This is a genomic window from Bacillus changyiensis (assembly GCF_027706145.1).
Classification (GTDB): Bacteria; Bacillota; Bacilli; order Bacillales; family Bacillaceae; genus Bacillus; species Bacillus changyiensis.
In genome coordinates this window covers 496,593-513,827 of sequence record NZ_JAQFWW010000001.1, presented here as the reverse complement: position 1 = coordinate 513,827, position 17,235 = coordinate 496,593, and the positions used below count along the sequence as shown (strand labels likewise).

The 17,235-nt window shown below is 36.5% G+C and carries 15 protein-coding genes and 2 pseudogenes; 13 read left to right on the top strand and 4 right to left on the bottom strand.

Translation table 11 applies throughout. From position 1 onward, the window contains the following. The first annotated feature begins 217 nt into the window (after nucleotides 1–217). The 9 genes and pseudogenes from spoVK (at nucleotide 218) to PDT38_RS02610 (ending at nucleotide 8,346) form a co-directional block, all read left to right on the top strand. Nucleotides 218–1,183 carry a stage V sporulation protein K gene (gene spoVK / locus PDT38_RS02650; RefSeq protein ID WP_270800098.1) on the top strand — a complete coding sequence of 322 codons (966 nt, stop codon included), beginning with the start codon at nucleotides 218–220 and terminating at the stop codon, nucleotides 1,181–1,183. Nucleotides 1,184–1,423: 240 nt separating this feature from the next. Then, complete coding sequence (locus PDT38_RS02645; RefSeq protein WP_270798872.1) at nucleotides 1,424–1,807, top strand: UPF0715 family protein; 384 nt, start codon at nucleotides 1,424–1,426, stop codon at nucleotides 1,805–1,807. 37 nt (nucleotides 1,808–1,844) lie between these two features. After that, the gene (locus PDT38_RS02640) at nucleotides 1,845–2,129 is read left to right on the top strand and encodes a DNA-binding protein (protein ID WP_270798871.1); all 285 of its coding nucleotides are present in this window, start codon (nucleotides 1,845–1,847) and stop codon (nucleotides 2,127–2,129) included. Between the two features lie 344 nt (nucleotides 2,130–2,473). After that, complete coding sequence (gene hflX / locus PDT38_RS02635) at nucleotides 2,474–3,736, top strand: GTPase HflX (RefSeq protein WP_270798870.1); 1,263 nt, start codon at nucleotides 2,474–2,476, stop codon at nucleotides 3,734–3,736. 15 nt (nucleotides 3,737–3,751) lie between these two features. After that, entirely contained in the window at nucleotides 3,752–5,008 is a 1,257-nt protein-coding gene (locus PDT38_RS02630) for a methionine gamma-lyase family protein (protein WP_270798869.1), read from the top strand. A gap of 85 nt (nucleotides 5,009–5,093) precedes the next feature. After that, nucleotides 5,094–5,489 (top strand): MerR family transcriptional regulator, encoded by a 396-nt coding sequence (locus PDT38_RS02625; protein WP_172295369.1) that lies wholly within the window; start codon nucleotides 5,094–5,096, stop codon nucleotides 5,487–5,489. A gap of 59 nt (nucleotides 5,490–5,548) precedes the next feature. After that, the gene (gene glnA / locus PDT38_RS02620) at nucleotides 5,549–6,883 is read left to right on the top strand and encodes a type I glutamate--ammonia ligase (RefSeq protein WP_172295371.1); all 1,335 of its coding nucleotides are present in this window, start codon (nucleotides 5,549–5,551) and stop codon (nucleotides 6,881–6,883) included. A gap of 431 nt (nucleotides 6,884–7,314) precedes the next feature. Further along, nucleotides 7,315–7,476 (top strand): annotated as a pseudogene (locus tag PDT38_RS02615) (phage holin); the annotation flags it as partial. A 55-nt stretch (nucleotides 7,477–7,531) separates the two neighbouring features. Further along, nucleotides 7,532–8,346: pseudogene (locus PDT38_RS02610) on the top strand (peptidoglycan recognition protein family protein). Nucleotides 8,347–8,402: 56 nt separating this feature from the next. Here the strand turns inward: PDT38_RS02610 and PDT38_RS02605 are convergent. Together PDT38_RS02605 and PDT38_RS02600 are read right to left on the bottom strand one after the other, a co-directional pair. After that, on the bottom strand, nucleotides 8,403–8,741 hold the full coding sequence (locus tag PDT38_RS02605; protein ID WP_270798867.1) for a hypothetical protein: 339 nt from the start codon (nucleotides 8,739–8,741) through the stop codon (nucleotides 8,403–8,405). 22 nt (nucleotides 8,742–8,763) lie between these two features. Then, nucleotides 8,764–10,443, bottom strand: a complete 1,680-nt coding sequence (locus PDT38_RS02600) for a T7SS effector LXG polymorphic toxin (RefSeq protein ID WP_270798866.1) — start codon at nucleotides 10,441–10,443, stop codon at nucleotides 8,764–8,766. A gap of 312 nt (nucleotides 10,444–10,755) precedes the next feature. Between PDT38_RS02600 and PDT38_RS02595 the strand changes: the two genes are divergently transcribed. From PDT38_RS02595 to PDT38_RS02585, 3 genes are read left to right on the top strand one after another with little or no spacing between them, the layout of a single operon-like run. Next, complete coding sequence (locus PDT38_RS02595; RefSeq protein ID WP_270798864.1) at nucleotides 10,756–10,977, top strand: response regulator aspartate phosphatase; 222 nt, start codon at nucleotides 10,756–10,758, stop codon at nucleotides 10,975–10,977. Continuing rightward, nucleotides 10,955–11,851: a tetratricopeptide repeat protein gene (locus PDT38_RS02590; protein WP_270798863.1), complete on the top strand. Its 897-nt coding sequence runs from the start codon at nucleotides 10,955–10,957 to the stop codon at nucleotides 11,849–11,851. Before PDT38_RS02595 ends, PDT38_RS02590 begins: the two co-directional genes overlap by 23 nt. Next, a complete protein-coding gene (locus PDT38_RS02585; protein WP_270798862.1) occupies nucleotides 11,848–12,039 on the top strand; it encodes a hypothetical protein in 192 nt (63 codons plus the stop codon). The genes PDT38_RS02590 and PDT38_RS02585 overlap by 4 nt, the downstream gene beginning before the upstream one ends. 126 nt (nucleotides 12,040–12,165) lie before the next feature. Here PDT38_RS02585 and PDT38_RS02580 read toward each other — a convergent pair whose 3' ends face one another. Then, nucleotides 12,166–12,318, bottom strand: a complete 153-nt coding sequence (locus tag PDT38_RS02580; RefSeq protein WP_270798861.1) for a hypothetical protein — start codon at nucleotides 12,316–12,318, stop codon at nucleotides 12,166–12,168. 1,759 nt (nucleotides 12,319–14,077) lie between these two features. After that, nucleotides 14,078–15,259: an alanine racemase gene (gene alr, locus PDT38_RS02575; protein WP_270798860.1), complete on the bottom strand. Its 1,182-nt coding sequence runs from the start codon at nucleotides 15,257–15,259 to the stop codon at nucleotides 14,078–14,080. A 696-nt stretch (nucleotides 15,260–15,955) separates the two neighbouring features. Here alr and PDT38_RS02570 point away from each other — a divergent pair. Further along, nucleotides 15,956–17,212, top strand: a complete 1,257-nt coding sequence (locus tag PDT38_RS02570) for an MFS transporter (RefSeq protein WP_270798859.1) — start codon at nucleotides 15,956–15,958, stop codon at nucleotides 17,210–17,212. Nucleotides 17,213–17,235: the final 23 nt, after the last annotated feature.

The window sequence follows — 17,235 nt, the reverse complement described above, 5'->3', positions numbered from 1 at the left end:
TTAATCAGATGGCAGATGGACCATAGGATAAAAAATTGGTTTGTCCACACAGATTACCTGAATACAATAAGAAGTAAAGTATTTCTCGGGAAAGCGTAGTTTTCAACAAAGCCGTTCTCTAAATTGTCAAACAATATCAGAATCTGCTGATGGCTGGGCGTTTGTCACAGCGCAAGCGCTTGATGAATAGGAATAAAGAGAGAATTGTGAGGTGAGTGTGTTGGAGAGGGCTGTTACTTATAAAAACAATGGGCAAATCAACATTATACTTAACGGACAGAAACAAGTTTTGGCCAATTCAGAAGCGGAAGCTGATTATCAAGCAGCTCTGCAAAAAAATGAAGCCAAACACAGCATCCTAAAAGAGATCGAAAAGGAAATGAACACGCTTGTCGGAATGGAGGAAATGAAACGGAATATTAAAGAAATATACGCTTGGATCTTTGTGAATAAAAAACGGGAAGAGCAAGGACTTAAAGTCGGAAAACAAGCACTTCACATGATGTTTAAAGGGAATCCTGGAACGGGAAAAACAACGGTGGCCAGATTAATCGGCAAGCTGTTTTATGAAATGAATGTTCTTTCGAAAGGTCATTTAATTGAAGCAGAACGTGCTGATCTTGTTGGAGAGTATATTGGACACACGGCACAAAAGACGAGAGATTTAATTAAAAAAGCGATGGGTGGTATTTTATTTATTGATGAAGCATATTCACTAGCAAGAGGTGGGGAGAAGGATTTTGGTAAAGAAGCAATTGATACTTTAGTCAAGCATATGGAAGATAAACGGAATGAATTTATCTTGATTTTAGCTGGCTATTCACGAGAAATGGATCATTTTCTTTCTTTGAATCCTGGGCTTCAGTCAAGGTTTCCAATTGGTATCGATTTCCCTGACTATTCAGTCAGTCAGCTGATGGATATTGCAAAACGGATGATGGCTGACAGGGAATATCAATTTAGTCCCGAAGCAGAATGGAAGCTGAAAGATCATCTGATGACAGTGAAAAGCACGGTTAGCCCTGCTAAATTCAGTAACGGTCGGTTTGTCCGAAATTTAATTGAAAAATCGATTCGCTCACAGGCAATGCGGCTGTTAATGGGGGATTGTTATTTGAAGAATGACCTGATAACGATTAAAAGTCAAGATCTTGATATAAAGGAAGACGCGTCATGCCTATGATGGCGTGCCTTTCCTTTTTGTTGAAATTTTCAAGAAAACATTACAAAATGAAACATAGACTGAGAACTTGTATGCATAATAGTTGAGCAGTTTGCAATTTGCGCTAGAAATTAAAAATAGGTATAATAAGGATTCGTAAAATAAAGGAGGCCGCTATATAAGAATAAAAATTAATTGAAAATGTATTTTAATCAATAGGAAGTGAGCAGTATTAAAAATTTTATTATAAAAGGCTATCCTTTGCTGACATTTCTCATTGCTGTTCTTTTTTTCTGGTTGTTTTTATTTATCAACATGGGAACAATTAATTGGGTTGGACTAGTATATGCCCAACTGATATCGATTTATGTTCTGATTGTCTATTCTGTTGCCGCTTTTCCTATCCAATTCGTTTTGCAAATGAAGAATAAGAGCAAGAAGTTTAATTTAAAACATCTTGGACTATATATTGTTGCAATTATCGTGGTATCAATAGTAATCGTTTTGATGTTTAGTGCTGATGCGCTGATTCAGTTATTGGTATTTCCTTTGTTTTATGGGATATGCATATTTGTCAGCTTATTTTATTGGTTGTTGGATTCTATATTTCTACTTTTAAAGGAACGCCTAGCTGGTAGTTGTTAAAAACAAATATTATGAGAGAATTGAAAGGAGACTTCAAATGGAACTGATGTGGGTCGGGATCGGGTTAGCTGCTATGGGTTATTTTGTCGGTGATGGACTAAAAAATTTTAAGAATCCAAAAGCAAGTTCTTCTGATTATCCAATGTTAATCAAGGAAAAAGATTTACACTATAGCCTTGGACTCAGTAAAGAAGAAACAAAGGAACTGTTAAACAAATTTCCGAACGCACCAAAGGTAGAGTTGAAGGGGACTACATATTATCCATATAAACAATTTTTAGAGTGGATGTCATCGAACGATATCTATAATCATAAACTATAATCGATAATCTATTAATGAGTTTATTACATACAGTATTAAGTGTCGCAAAAAAAACTAGAAAGGATTAAGTTTGGTATTGTACTGGACTTGATCCTTTTCATTTTGTCTTCATATCGAAACAATTTATATGAAAGGGCTATTCGATCAGATGGTGAATATTGCAAGATGGCTGAAAGTGAGAGAATGGAAGTTAAAAGATCATCTAACAGTGCGGTTAGCCTTCCAGTGTTACACCTATAAATATGCATCTTTTTATTTTTTGCTTGATGTCTGGAAACTGCTCCCACTGTTTGTTATGATAATACTGCTTTACATCACTATTGTTAAGAAAGGAACATGATCATTTGAATGAACAAGAATTCATAAAAGAAAAAGCGATCTTAGTTGGTTGTCAACTTCCACATATTTCTGATGAACGTTTTTCATACTCGATGGCAGAGCTTAGCGCATTGACGAAGACGGCTGCTGGTACAGTTATGTCGACCGTTACACAAAAACGGAATCGAGCTGATGCTGCTACATATATCGGTAAAGGGAAAGTAGATGAGCTGATGATGCTTTGTGAAGAATTGTCAGCCGATGTCTTAATTTTTAATGATGAATTGTCACCAAGTCAGCTTAAAGCTCTTGCCACATATCTCGATATAAAAATTATCGACCGAACACAATTAATCCTCGACATCTTTGCAAAACGAGCGAAGACGAGGGAAGGAAAACTGCAAATCGAACTTGCTCAGCTCCAATATACATTGCCGAGATTAAGTGGACAGGGGATTAATTTGTCAAGGCTGGGAGGTGGAATAGGAACAAGAGGACCAGGGGAAACAAAGCTTGAAACCGATCGGCGTCATATTAGGAATCGGATTCATGAAATCAATCTTCAGTTGTCTACTGTTATTCGTCACAGAAGCAGATACAGAGAAAGAAGAAAGAAAAATGGCGTACTACAAATCGCTCTTGTCGGTTATACAAATACGGGAAAATCAACATGGTTCAATCGCTTGACAGCTGCAGACAGTTTTGAAGAGAATCTGCTGTTTGCCACACTTGATCCAATGACAAGGAAAATGACACTCCCAAGTGGATATCATGTGCTCTTGTCTGATACAGTTGGTTTTATTCAGGATTTGCCAACCACTTTAATTGCAGCGTTTAGATCTACATTGGAAGAGGTAAAAGAAGCTGATTTGATTCTTCATATGATCGATTCTTCACATGAGGATTATCAAGGACATGAAGCTACGGTAAAACGTCTTATCGAAGAGCTTGAAGCCGATGATATTCCGGTGTTCACTATCTATAATAAAAGGGATCAAAAAAGAACTGATTTTATCCCTTCATCTGGAAAAAACCATATCATGACAAGTGCCAAGATTGATGGTGATTTGCCAGTGTTTAAGCAGGCGATCGAGGAATTTATTAAAAAAGAACTTCTTGTTTCCTATCGAGTAAAAATTCCTGCTTCAGAGGGTAGACTGTTAGCACGAATTAAATCTGAAACGATGATAAAAGCCACCGCTTTTCACGAAGGTTGTGAAAAATATGAAGTGGAAGGTTACATACTTCCTGAACAAAATATAATGGGAGAGCTCAAGAAGTATATGTAAGAAAGGACACTTTCAATGTTTGAGACACTAAAACATGGGGATTTACTAAAAAAGATAACGATCGAAACCGAAGATGAAATTTCAGTCGTTCATAAAACAATTGATGAAATTAGTGAGCGAAATGAGTGGAGGGTACTTGAAAGCTATCGAAAACATAAAGTGTCTGATACGCACTTTACCCCTTCTACTGGGTATGGTTATGATGATATCGGCCGAGATACACTTGAAGCTATCTACGCAGACGTATTTGGTGGTGAAGCAGGTCTTGTCAGACCCCAGATTATTTCGGGGACTCATGCGATTTCAATTGCTCTTTTCGGTGTCCTTCGTCCAGGTGATGAACTTCTTTATATAACAGGGAAACCATATGACACACTCGAAGAAATTGTCGGTGTCAGAGGTGGAAAAAATTCAGGGTCATTAAAGGAATTCAACATTCAATATAACGCCGCCCGGTTGACAAAAGAGGGAACCGTTGACTTTCAACGTGTTGCTGAGTTGATCACACCAAAGACAAAGGTTATCGGAATTCAACGATCAAAGGGTTATGCCAACCGTCCTTCTTTTTCAATTGATGACATTGAAGAAATGATTCGTTTCGTAAAAGAAATCAATAACAAAATTATTGTTTTTGTAGATAACTGCTATGGAGAATTTGTTGAAGAACGTGAACCCTGCCATGTTGGTGCAGATCTTATCGCGGGTTCACTGATTAAAAATCCAGGCGGTGGTTTAGCGAAAACAGGAGGTTATCTTGTTGGTAAGCAAGAATGGGTTGAAGCTTGTTCATTTCGAATGTCATCACCCGGTCTTGGAAGGGAAGTCGGTGCATCACTTTACTCACTGCAAGAAATGTACCAAGGTTTTTTCCTAGCGCCACATGTTGTTTCTCAAGCGTTAAAGGGAGCTGTTTTTACAGCGCGCTTTCTCGAAAAGTTAGGATTTCGAACAAATCCTTCATGGAAGCATAAACGAACCGACTTGATTCAATCAGTTGAATTTTCCAATGCTGAACAAATGATCGCATTTTGCCAAGCGATTCAATACGCTTCACCTGTTAATGCCCATGTGACTCCATATCCAAGCTATATGCCGGGATACGAAGATGATGTCATTATGGCAGCGGGGACTTTTATACAAGGTGCAAGCATCGAATTATCAGCAGATGGTCCGATCAGGCCGCCTTATGTTGCGTACGTTCAAGGAGGTTTAACCTATGCACATGTTAAAAATGCGATTTGTAGTGCAGTCGATGTTATCATAGAGTCATAATTTCATGTAAGAATTCCTGACATAACCTTGACATGTTACTTGACAACAAATATAATAGACTTAATTAGTAAAGGAGGAAATTGAGATGAGTGATAAAATTCGCCGCTCAATGCCCTTATTTCCAATAGGAATTGTCATGCAGCTAACCGAATTATCAGCTAGACAAATTCGGTATTATGAGGAAAATGGACTGATATTTCCTGCAAGAAGTGAAGGGAACAGACGGTTATTTTCGTTTCATGATGTAGATAAGTTGCTGGAAATTAAAGATTTGATTGAACAAGGTGTAAACATGGCGGGAATTAAACAAATCTTCGCCAAATCAGAACATCAATATCAAGATAAACCAGAAAAAGTAATGAAACACAATCTTTCAGATGAAGAATTGCGAAAACTGCTAAAAAACGAACTGATTCATTCGGGTCGTTTTCAAAAGGGAACAACATTTCGTCAAGGAGATATGTCCAGGTTTTTTCATTAAGTTGTTAGCAACTGCATTGCTATATATACATTTACCTTTTTAGAGGAGGAGTTTTACGAATGGCCAAGTATTCAAGAGATGACATAATGAAATTAGTAAATGAGGAGAATGTAAAATATGTTCGCCTTCAGTTTACTGACATTCTAGGAACAATTAAAAACGTTGAGATTCCTGTGAGTCAATTGGAAAAAGCACTTGATAATAAAGTCATGTTTGATGGTTCTTCAATCGAAGGCTTCGTACGTATAGAAGAGTCAGATATGTACTTATACCCAGATTTAGACACATTCGTTATTTTCCCGTGGACTGCTGAAAAAGGTAAAGTAGCCCGTTTCATCTGTGACATTTACAATCCTGATGGTACTCCGTTTGAAGGTGACCCTCGAAACAACTTAAAACGAATCTTGAAAGAAATGGAAGAGATAGGATTCTCAGATTTCAATCTTGGGCCAGAACCGGAATTCTTCTTGTTCAAACTCGATGAAAAAGGTGAACCGACTCTTGAATTGAATGATAAAGGTGGATATTTCGACCTTGCTCCGACAGACCTTGGGGAGAACTGCCGCCGTGACATCGTGCTTGAGCTCGAAGAAATGGGCTTTGAAATCGAAGCGTCTCACCATGAGGTAGCTCCTGGACAACATGAAATTGATTTTAAATATGCTGGTGCTATTCGCGCCTGTGATGATATTCAAACATTTAAGCTTGTTGTAAAAACAATCGCACGTAAGCACGGTCTTCACGCAACATTTATGCCAAAACCATTATTCGGTGTAAACGGATCAGGTATGCACTGCAATCTGTCGTTATTCAAAAACGGTGTTAACGCATTTTTTGATCAAGATGGTGATCTTCAGTTAAGCGAGACTGCAAAACAATTTATTGCCGGTGTCGTAAAACACGCAACAAGTTTTACAGCTGTTACAAACCCAACGGTTAACTCATACAAACGTCTTGTACCGGGTTATGAAGCACCATGCTATGTAGCATGGAGTGCCCAAAACAGAAGTCCATTAATCCGCATCCCGGCTTCTCGTGGTATCAGCACCCGTGTAGAAGTAAGAAGTGTCGACCCATCTGCAAACCCTTATCTTGCACTTAGCGTATTGTTAGCAGCGGGTCTTGACGGTATCAAAAACAAACTTGAAGCACCAGCTCCAATCGACCGTAACATCTACGTCATGAGTCAAGAAGAGCGCCTTGAAAATGGCATCGTTGACCTACCAGCAACACTTGCTGAAGCTTTGGACGAATTAAAATCGAACGAAGTCATGGTCAACGCCCTTGGTGAACACTTATTCGAACACTTTGTTGAAGCAAAAGAAATTGAATGGGATATGTTCCGTACACAAGTCCATCCTTGGGAACGCGAACAATATATGTCTCAATATTAATCTTTGGATCCCTTGGCACATTTGGTGTCAGGGGGTTTTTAATTTTGTGGGTATTTTTATTTTTTAAAGACTGTGAATGAAACACCCACAAAACACCTACAAAAACTTGCAAAAAAATTACTCCATTATTGTGGAGAGGTAGTCTTCATATTTGTTCATTGAATCCATATCAATCTTTTTGCTAACATGAAAATAAATATCTGATGTCATGGAGGCGTGTTGGTATTTATAGGAGATACGGATGATTTCTATTTCGAAATTATTGAGTTAGGCAAAAGGTTCGGTATTTTTTATTGTTCAGGGAAAGTCAAAAAACGCACCAAGTCCTCACTCGTTAAGAGGGATTTTTCATATGACCGGAACTGGTGAAAAGGGGTTCGGTACGTACAGTTATGTAATAGCGCTTGATTGAAAAAATAATCTTCTAGAAAAGTGAGGATCAAGTGAACATACTGGCAGATACTTTGTATTTGGTGGGTTCCACAGTGTTTACGATCATTACTTCAATTGTCGCATGGTATAAAAACAACTATGTGACTGAGAAAGGTAAGAAACAAAAAGAAGTGTTAAAACAAAACGGATTAACAAAATGATGGCTGCCAAGAGGCAGTCTTTTTTTATTCAAACATAAAATGAGGAGTGGTTTACATGGTAAAAGTCGTGAAAAATTTTGTGAAAGTTAATCGTTATACTCGTCCAGGTGCTAAATGATCAGGAGTGAAAGGAATTGTCATGCACTATACAGCAACTCCTGGGGCATCTTCATTAAATGAACGTAACTTACATGTGTAGTCGATAAGCGTTACGCATCAGCCCAATATTTTGTAGACCGCAAAGAAGTGCAGTACATTATCCCTGAAAATGAAATGGCCTATCATGCCCATGATGGGAACCGTTGTTATGTTAGTTTTTTAAAGCCAAATGCCAATCAAACAGCTATTAGTGTGGAAATGTGTGTTGAAAAAGATGGGAAAATCCACAGTGAAACTGTTGAAAATGCGGCTGAATTGGTTGCGAAACTATGTAAGCGATATGGACTATCCACGAGCAGAATCGTTCGTCATTATGATGTCACGCGAAAAAACTGCCCGGCTCCTTGGGTGAGTGACTCAAGTCAACTATCAGCATTCAGAAAAAAAGTTGATAGCTTACTAGGAAATAAAACTGGATCTAAAACAGACTCATCTTCAAGTCATAATAAAAAATCAAGATATCCATTGCCTTCCGGTGTTTATAAACTAAAAAGCCCGATGATGAAGGGTACAGCAGTACGGCAGATTCAACAAGCACTGGCAGCCCTTTATTTCTATCCAGACAAAGGCGCAAAAAACAATGAGATTGATGGTTACTATGGATCGAAGACAAAAGATGCGGTTAGACGGTTCCAATTGATGCATGGACTAGTAGCAGACGGTATTTATGGGCCGAAGACGAAGGCGAAGCTTGAGGCGTTATTGAAGTAATTAAAAAGGCCCTCTTTTAACAGAGGGCTATAAAGTTTTATTGAATTGGTCAATCGTTATTCGCTGCCGTTCTTTTCCCATATTTTTTTACCGTTTGGCAAATATACTGCACTTGGCGGATCATCATAAAGAGAAACCTCAACCAAGGAGCTTTCTTCTTGTCGTAACCAATCATATACACTGCCATAATTATTAGTAGGATGAGATAAAATTTTATTTACTTGAAATGCTGCTGCGTCATATTCTATATAATTGACATCATCGTCATCCAAACCATTATCTGTTTCATAAACTGTATCTAGTTTACCATTAATTCTTAAACCACTTTTCCATTCTAATGTCATCTCACTTTTTTCATACTTTATTAATGTTCCAATTAAAGAATCATATGCCATGTACATCCTCTTTTCTTGTTTTTTATGGTCTCGCTGGTACTATGTGAGCTCCGTTTTTACTATAATGTATTAGACCTCTAGTAGTATTCACATACTTCCCTGTATCTTTGTCATAATATTTTCCTATCGGTTGACCAAAGTCTACTCTTTCTTTATTATTTCCTAATTTAGTACCTTTTCCTGCAAACTTATCAAGCAATTCTTGTGCTCTTTTATTATCCCCGATGAAGATACTTTTGTGTTTTCCGTTGGCTACTTCTTGTTTGTAATTTGGTGTACCAGGAATATGCTTTTCTTGAGCACCTGGCTTTACTTTTGCTGGGTACCCATGTACTTCACGATATGGACCTTTTGGTACAGATTGTTTTCCATAAGAAGTTGTTTTATTGGTCTTTTTCTTACTATGTTGAGACGCTTTCTCTTCAACTTTCCCAACACTCTTAGAAGTACTCTTTGCTTCACCTTTAGCAATACTGTTCTTTAATATCTTTTTTATTCCTTTCTTCGCAAGGGTTCTACCTGCATTGCCCAAGTTAAGATATTCTAAAATTTCCAATGGTGTTCCTTCAAATAGTGAGTCATTGATTTTGGCTGATGCAGCACCTCTAGAATTTGGAATACTATCGACTACTTCCACTACTTCTTTACCGTTTGATTTATACTTACGTACAATCTGGCCATTTTCATATATATAGTATCTGCCACCAATAAAGTTTGGGTCTGAATGATCTGTAACTAACTCGTCTGGGACATCAATATCTGTGGCTACTTTCCACCCTTTAACATTATATAGCTTACCATCAATAACCCGGATGTCATCCAATTTTTGGGGATATACAACGGGTCCTTTCTGGAGAGGGCCCATTAAAGGATTATCATTTTCATGAATCTTGTGATGAATCCTTATCTCATCCTTGTCCCTCATTACTGTATCAAAAGTTAAATAATCTGTCTCCTCCAATTTTTTCAGCATTGTTACAATAGCTGAAGTAGCATCCGTATCCACCTTTTTTTCTGGATCAAGCTGGTTCATGAGAGTGAAGTTTGAAATGTTTTCCTCAGATTCTAAAATTGATCCTTTTTTATAAGTATTAATCTCAATTCTTGGGCCTGATGACGTATACATCTTCCCAAGTGTTTTCATGTAAGTTTTCATCGTCTGGAGATCGTTTGAAGCTGTCTTTAACTCGTTTGTTTGCTCTCTGTCGAATGTGTTTAGCTTTTCAAGTGTGTCGTTGATCTCTTTCAACGCTTGTTTCTGATGCTTATCAAACTCACTATCGTCCAACTCGGGTAAATCGACAATATGTTTGACTCTTTTGATGACGTCATTCGTTGAGGAAACCATGCTTTTTGTTTCCCTGTCGGCTTCATTTAAACCATCTTCAAGGTCGTTCTCAAGAAATTGTTGTGAGATAAATCCATCATCATGGGATTCTAGTGATTCTAACGATTTTTTGATTTTCTTGAGTGCTGATGTGTATTCTTCGATAAACAAATCATAGAACCGCAAAAAAGGGGTGTGACACTCTTCGTAAAAATTGCGAATCGCCTCACCGCCTTTTCCCTTTAAAGCATCATCTAAGGCTACGATACCATCAACGTTCTTTTTAATTTTATTGATTTCTTTAGATTGAACTTTTAATTCGTCAAGCGTTTTATCAATTCCTTCACGCAACGCTTTAACATCAAGAGTTTTCATTCCATTCTCCTCATTTTTAAAGTAAGTAACCAATACAAAAGTTTACCATTCTTTTTATAAATGTTGTGGAATGAAAAGACATATTTAAGAAAATGAATCTTTTGGATTAGGTATAAAAACCTAACCATAAATGAGAAAAATCCATAATTCTCGCAATAATCTGTAGAATTTTTTGTTTTTGGAAACATTTTTGACTATCAAAGGGAGTAAGTACCCCAATATTATTTGAATGATTTATATTCAAACTATTGTAAATAATGTAAACAAATGAGATAATACAAATAAATACAATTTTAAAGGGGGATGGAAACTTTGGTTACAATAGCATTTCAAAAAGTAGGACAAGACATTAACGAGTGGTACAATCTGATTAAACAAAATGATATTTATAAGGCAAAAAACAAAAGAGAAGAGATAAAAAGCACGTTGCCAAATATGAAAGAAAATCAAAACGTATTAATATACTTTAACCTGATAGACTCACGCTACAAACTCATGACTGAGGATTACAGTGTCAGGAGAATTACTGGATGAGATTAAAAGTAAGTTAGAAAATAGCACAGATGACATGATTCAATATTATTTTTATTTCTTTTCAGGAATGTACCAGTTTTATCAGAAGAATTTTATTGACGCAATTCATTATTATAGAATAGCAGAAAATAGACTCTATAAAGTACCAGATGAACTTGAAAAAGCTGAATTTCACTATCAATTAGCAATTGCATATTATGAAATCCGACAAAACTTTTTTTCTTTAAATCATGTTCAGAAAGCATTTGATAGCTTCAAAGCTTATGATGGCTATACTAACCGAGTAATTAAGTGCAAAATGCTTTATGCAATGAATCAAGTGGATTTGCAAGAATGGGAAGAAGCGTGCAACCTGTATAAAGAAGCTATAGAACTCGCTTCTAAGACAAATGATAAACCAACAGAAGGACTTGGATATTTTAATTTGGGGCTATCCTATGAAAGACAGAATCTATTGGAAAAAGCAAAAGAATGTTTTCAAAATGCGCTTGCAATTCCTGAACATCGAGCATCCGTTTATTCCATTCGTTCTATGTATATGTTAAGTCGAGTTTTATATAAGCTAGGTTTACTTGAACAAGCAAGGGAATGGCGTACCAAAGCCCTTGAGTTTGCCGATAAGGTAAATGAATATGTATATAAAACCAAGCTGAATCTCATATACTTTTTGTATGATCAGACAGATTGCAGCTCCTTTGATTCATGTATGGACCTGTTAAAGAAGAAAAACTTATGGTCAGATGTAGCCGATCTCTCTGAAAATGCAGCTTTTTATTATAAAAGGCAGGAAAACAGCAATCTGTCGTCAAAGTATTTCGAAGAAGCATGTAAGATCAAAGATCAAATATTAAATATAAGGAGGCAATTAATTTGAAAAAAATTCAGTTATTCATGGGTTTTGCTGTTCTTGGACTGAGTTTGGTGTCAGGTTTAGCAACAAAAGAAGAAGTCGGATCAGTCCAGAAACAATATAGAGTCGCTGAGAATGGAGCATTAGGATATAAGGTTTTAGAAAATGGGGCATTAAAATATGAAGTTCTGGAAAACGGGGCACTCGGATAAAATAATTTTTTTGGAAAAGTCCGTTGAGTTCTTTGAGAATTTTTGACCCCAAATTGTATTTAAAGCCATTTGTTAAGTAGGTTACAAGCGAAGCCCAACTCTAATGAGAAAGGCTTTTTTCGTATCCTATTTGAATAGCTTACCTAACAATTTTCCTGTCGTTTTTCCGGCAGCACGACGGGCGATGCGTTTCCCTACTTTTCCTTTTTTAACCGCATTGACATCTCCTAAAATTTTACCCGACTTGTACATTGCTGATCTAATTTTATTGATGCTCATGTACTTCATCCCTTTTTAATTGTTTTATAAAACCATTATAACAAACTTATAAAAGGGGATCTGATTTGACAAAAGTCATGACCAAAATCATGACCAAAATTTGACCAAAAAATGTTGAGATTGATAGATTATTTATTTCAAATTTAAAATAATACAACACTGAAAAAGGCTTATTTATAAGGGTTTTCAGTGCTGTACATTAGCTATTTCAATTCGAAATTATGTTCCGTACACAAGTCCATCCTTGGGAACGCGAACAATATATGTCTCAGTATTGGATCCCTTGGCACATTTGGTGTCAGGGGGTTTTTGAATTTTGGTCAAAGAATTGTGTAAGCATTCTTTTTGGTCCTTGACCAAAATATGACCAAAAAAATTTGAAGTTATGAATCTAACTCCACAATTGATGAGACATATTTTTCGTAATCCTTGATCCTATTTTGGTCGAGCTTCTTACTGATATGAGGATAGACATCAGCAGTTACCATCATGCTTTTATGACCTAAGCGTTCTTAAATGTATTTCATGTCTGCCCCTGACTCCAAAAGTAAAACCGCATGTGAGTGCCGCAAAGCGTGGATAGGAATTCTTTTTATACCTGCTCGTTTTAAAATATGATTAAAAGCATTACCAATTAATGAAACTTATAGTTTATTAAAAACGTATCATTATTATAACTATTATTAGTTGGGTAGGTTGTTGAAATTAAAATTTAATATATAGAAAAGGTGATAAAGTGAATTGGTCATGGTGGGTTACGATAATTATTTCTATGGCAGTTGTATTTGGCTTTTTTGATAATAAAAACAACAAAAATCAAGGGAAAAGATAGATTATCTAATAAGTTAAGAATTAACGCAAAAAAGAATGTATGAGGGGAAAGTTTAAAAAAATATATTTACGCTTTTAAAAGGGATGGCGTTTTTTTGAAAGAGCATTCTTTTAATCCTTCGGAAGTACGACAGCATCGGTCAAAGAAAAGTGGTAATGAACGATCGGTATTGAGAGGTACGAAAGGAGATGGGTTTATAAACCTTTGAAGATGACATGCTTGAATTACACTGAAATAACAAACGACACTTTAGCTGTGCCTTTTGAATTAGCTTTACTACAAGTAAGATAACTCCCCTCTACAATTGGTCAATGTGAGTATCCCCATATAAAATAAAGAAAACATAACCCATAGTAAGGCACGGCTAAATCACACTATATCATTCGGTATTTGAAATTATGAATAAGCAAAAAAAAATGATGATATTAAGAGTGTATTGACCAAATAGGGGATCAAACTTGACGACTGCGTCCATTATTCAATCATTGATGATCTGTAATTGATAGATGTGAAGGGTCTTTTTTTCTTTGGGGTCATATCCAAAACTCGTCTCTAGCCATGAATCTGAATGATCTCGTTAGTTTATTGCTGTAAAAGTCCCTTTGCCATGTAAAATGTATCGATCTCGATTAGTTATGTACTCAATTTCACAACAAAATATTATAATATAACTCTATGATAGTACAACCTACATGGCTATTGATTTTAATTCTTAGTTATGTAACAGTGAAATTCCGTAAATGTTGTTGCAACTTGAAATTTCTTACACATTCTTCATCCTGATCTTCTGTTAAACCTTCTATACTCAATAGCATTACTTTTTCTCCAGCATTTTCATATCCACAAAAACTAAAACTGGATGATCTCCATGGAGGTCACCCTTTGTTCTTAATATCAATGCGTTTTCTGTTTCATATCATAAAAAATCTACACATATAAAACTGGAGATGACACCTTTAAAATCTCGCCATCTCTTATATAAAAACGGGGGATACGGCGGCTTAGTGTAGATACAACTTCATAGTTAATCGTGTCAAGCATTTCAGCAACTTCATCAACGGAAATCTCAGCTCCCTTTTGTCGCCCATAAATAACAACTTCATCTCCTTGTTTCCCATCATCTTCACCTAAACTAACCATGATTTGATCCATCGTAACCCTTCCTACCACAGGCACTCGTTTTCCACAATGAAGAACAAACCCGCGATTAGAGAGTTCACGAGAATAACCGTCAGCATAGCCGATCGGGAGGGTAGCAATGATTTCTCCAAGATCGGCGATGTATGTAGCGCCATAACTAATGGTCCGTGGTTCTGTTATCATCGTTTTTACAAAAGCTATTCGCGCTTTCAAACTTAGTGCAGGTATAAGCTTAACGAGATTGAGTTGCTTTATATATTCTGAAGGATATAATCCATACATGCCTATACCTAAACGAATCATATCAGCACTAAATTCCGGAAAAGCGATTGTTGCAGCTGTGTTATTCATATGTACGGTAGGTAGTTCAATGTCTTGATTTTTTAAATAGCGAAGAAAACTGATAAACTTATCGTGCTGTAGTCTCGTTAGTGTCGTATCTGGTTCATCAGCTGTTGAGAAATGGGTATAAATACCATTCCATTTGAGGAATTTACTTGCCGTTAGTGCTTCCACTATTGCTAAAAGCTCTTCTTCTCTACGTACACCTAATCGTCCCATACCAGTATCCACATTAATATGAATAGCCAACCGGCTAGAAACTGCTTCTTTTTCCAAGATCTCGTTAGCTTTTTTTATCCAATCTACCTGAAATGCTGATAACTCTATATTCCAAGCTGATGCCTCTTTCACACATTTAAGGGGTGTAAAACCAAGGACAAGGATAGGGGCTTTAATTCCTGCTTTTCGTAAAACGATTCCTTCTTCTAATCCAGCAACAGCGAGCTCACTAGCTCCGTGTTCCAGGGCATGGCGTGCCACTTCTACAGCTCCATGACCATAAGCGTTAGCTTTTACGACAGCCATAATTTTGCTCTTATTTGGAATGTAATGATGAAACGCTCGTAAATTTTTTTTAATTGCATCAAGGTTTACTTCTATCCAAACTTCTCGACAAAGCTTTGTCATTAACGCTTCCTTCCTTCTTATAGAATAATATAAAACCACATTTAGCATTCGATAAATCCCCTGGGTGCTTCCATCTTATTCAATTTTATCTTCCTTTAATATACGAGAAGATGATAAAGGTGATGATTGATATTGGCTAGGCCTGAGAGCCTTCATGGCCAAAAACCTTAATCAGTATGGATTCGTTGTTTGTCAGCTTCCCTGGGTGATTGATTTAATAACCAAATAAAAACAAGCTATCCTCAAACGGTAATACGCTCTTGCTAGCAGACTGGCAGATTCAGAAAAAGTTTGTAAAGGGAGCAAAGTTGAGGGCTGGTATATATATGACAACAAAAGTGGAACTTAAGGCTCTATTCAAATGAAAAACGCCCTGTCTTTTATTTGGCTGGGGCATTTTTGGGTTCTTTCTCTTATCCTATTCTGTTTTATGGTCTAAAATTCAAGATGAATTTCAGCACTTGTTTGATAACTGTATAAACTACAAAAGATACGACAAGACCTGTATGATCCATTTTCAGAATGAAGTCAACTAACCATTTCACAAAAATTTAATCGAAAGGTAAGAGCCAGAAATAATAGCAGACAAATTTGGAAAGATTGTTTCAAAATATCATCTTGACTTGGTCACAACAAATAAGATAATGTATTAAAATAACATATTATGTAAAATGATAGAACCAAGGAGGGCTTCAATTGCCGAAAGAGAACAGTATTTGGCAAAAAAACTTTACCTTTCTTTTTTCTTCTAAATTAATCAAAATAACTGCAGACAATTTTGCAATGAATTCCATTTTGTGGTTTCTGATTTTTGATGGAAAAGGGGCTATTGGAACAGCGTTATTAATCGCTGTATCTTTTCTACCTCAAGCGTTACTAGGGCCAATCATTACACCACTGATGAAAATAAACACTTTAAAACTTTGGATGTTTTTTGCAGATATGACAAGAGCCTCTCTCATGCTTATTATTCCTACCTGCTATTTTAGTGGTTTTTCACCACTGTGGTTTATTATTTTACTCATGCTTATCCATTCGGCTACAGGAGCTTGTTACAATCCTGCGTCTGTCTCCTTGATTCCGAAAATTGTGAAAGAAGATTATATTCAAAAAGCAAATGCGATTATTCAGTCATCTGAACATATTGTAAGACTAGCCGCGGTTACTCTTGGTGGGATTTTAATCATGTTGATCGGCGCAGCAAATACAATGTTTATCCCACTTATACTTTACATGATTTCAGCTAGTTTGGTTTTATGTATTGATTATGTAAAGAGAAACAATGACGTTAAAATGAAAGCATCAAGAAAAACAAGTACATATCTTAGTAAATTGAAAAGAGGGTTTACACTTGTCCGTCGGCACCATGTTCTATATCCATTAGCGATTTATTGTGTTTTTTCAAATCTAGCATCTGCTCCATGGGAAGCACTAGCAGCAGTTTATATATCAGAAGATTTAAATGGTGGACCTATTGTTCACTCTTTATTAAGAATTACCACAGCAGGTGGAGCGTTTTTATTGGGATATTTGCTTGCTAAAATAAAAGTGAATCGGTATGGTCTAGTGTTTGTTACGGCTGGAATAATCGAAGGAGTTGCTTTTTTGATCACAGGTATGAACACGCTATTGTCACTGATGTTTATTGCAGCATTTGCACTAGGGGCTAGTATTAGTGCAATTAATATTCCTGAACATACCATCATTCAAATGTCAGTTGAAGATGAAGATCAACCGTTGGTTTTTGCAGTGATTAATATGATTTCATATGTGATGATTCCAATCGGTTCCTTAGTAGGGGGATATGTAGCGACTTTAGTAGGTGCAGGTCCGGTGATTGCTGGAGGAGGGCTGATTGAAATTCTTGCAGGAATAGCAATTCTATTGTTTACAAAACTTGGGGAAGCTCAACGAACAGATCTAATAAAGTCAAAAGGGGTTAAGTCGGTCTGACAAAACCCTTTTTTTGCTTTGTT

Bases quoted from the DNA above. Each gene is read 5' to 3' on its own strand.
- glnA (WP_172295371.1), top strand. From the start codon at position 5,549: ATGGCCAAGTATTCAAGAGATGACATAATGAAATTAGTAAATGAGGAG.
- PDT38_RS02640 (WP_270798871.1), top strand. From the start codon at position 1,845: ATGGAACTGATGTGGGTCGGGATCGGGTTAGCTGCTATGGGTTATTTT.
- PDT38_RS02630 (WP_270798869.1), top strand. From the start codon at position 3,752: ATGTTTGAGACACTAAAACATGGGGATTTACTAAAAAAGATAACGATC.
- PDT38_RS02605 (WP_270798867.1), bottom strand. From the start codon at position 8,741: ATGGCATATGATTCTTTAATTGGAACATTAATAAAGTATGAAAAAAGT.
- PDT38_RS02625 (WP_172295369.1), top strand. From the start codon at position 5,094: ATGAGTGATAAAATTCGCCGCTCAATGCCCTTATTTCCAATAGGAATT.
- PDT38_RS02600 (WP_270798866.1), bottom strand. From the start codon at position 10,443: ATGAAAACTCTTGATGTTAAAGCGTTGCGTGAAGGAATTGATAAAACG.
- alr (WP_270798860.1), bottom strand. From the start codon at position 15,259: ATGACAAAGCTTTGTCGAGAAGTTTGGATAGAAGTAAACCTTGATGCA.
- PDT38_RS02580 (WP_270798861.1), bottom strand. From the start codon at position 12,318: ATGAGCATCAATAAAATTAGATCAGCAATGTACAAGTCGGGTAAAATT.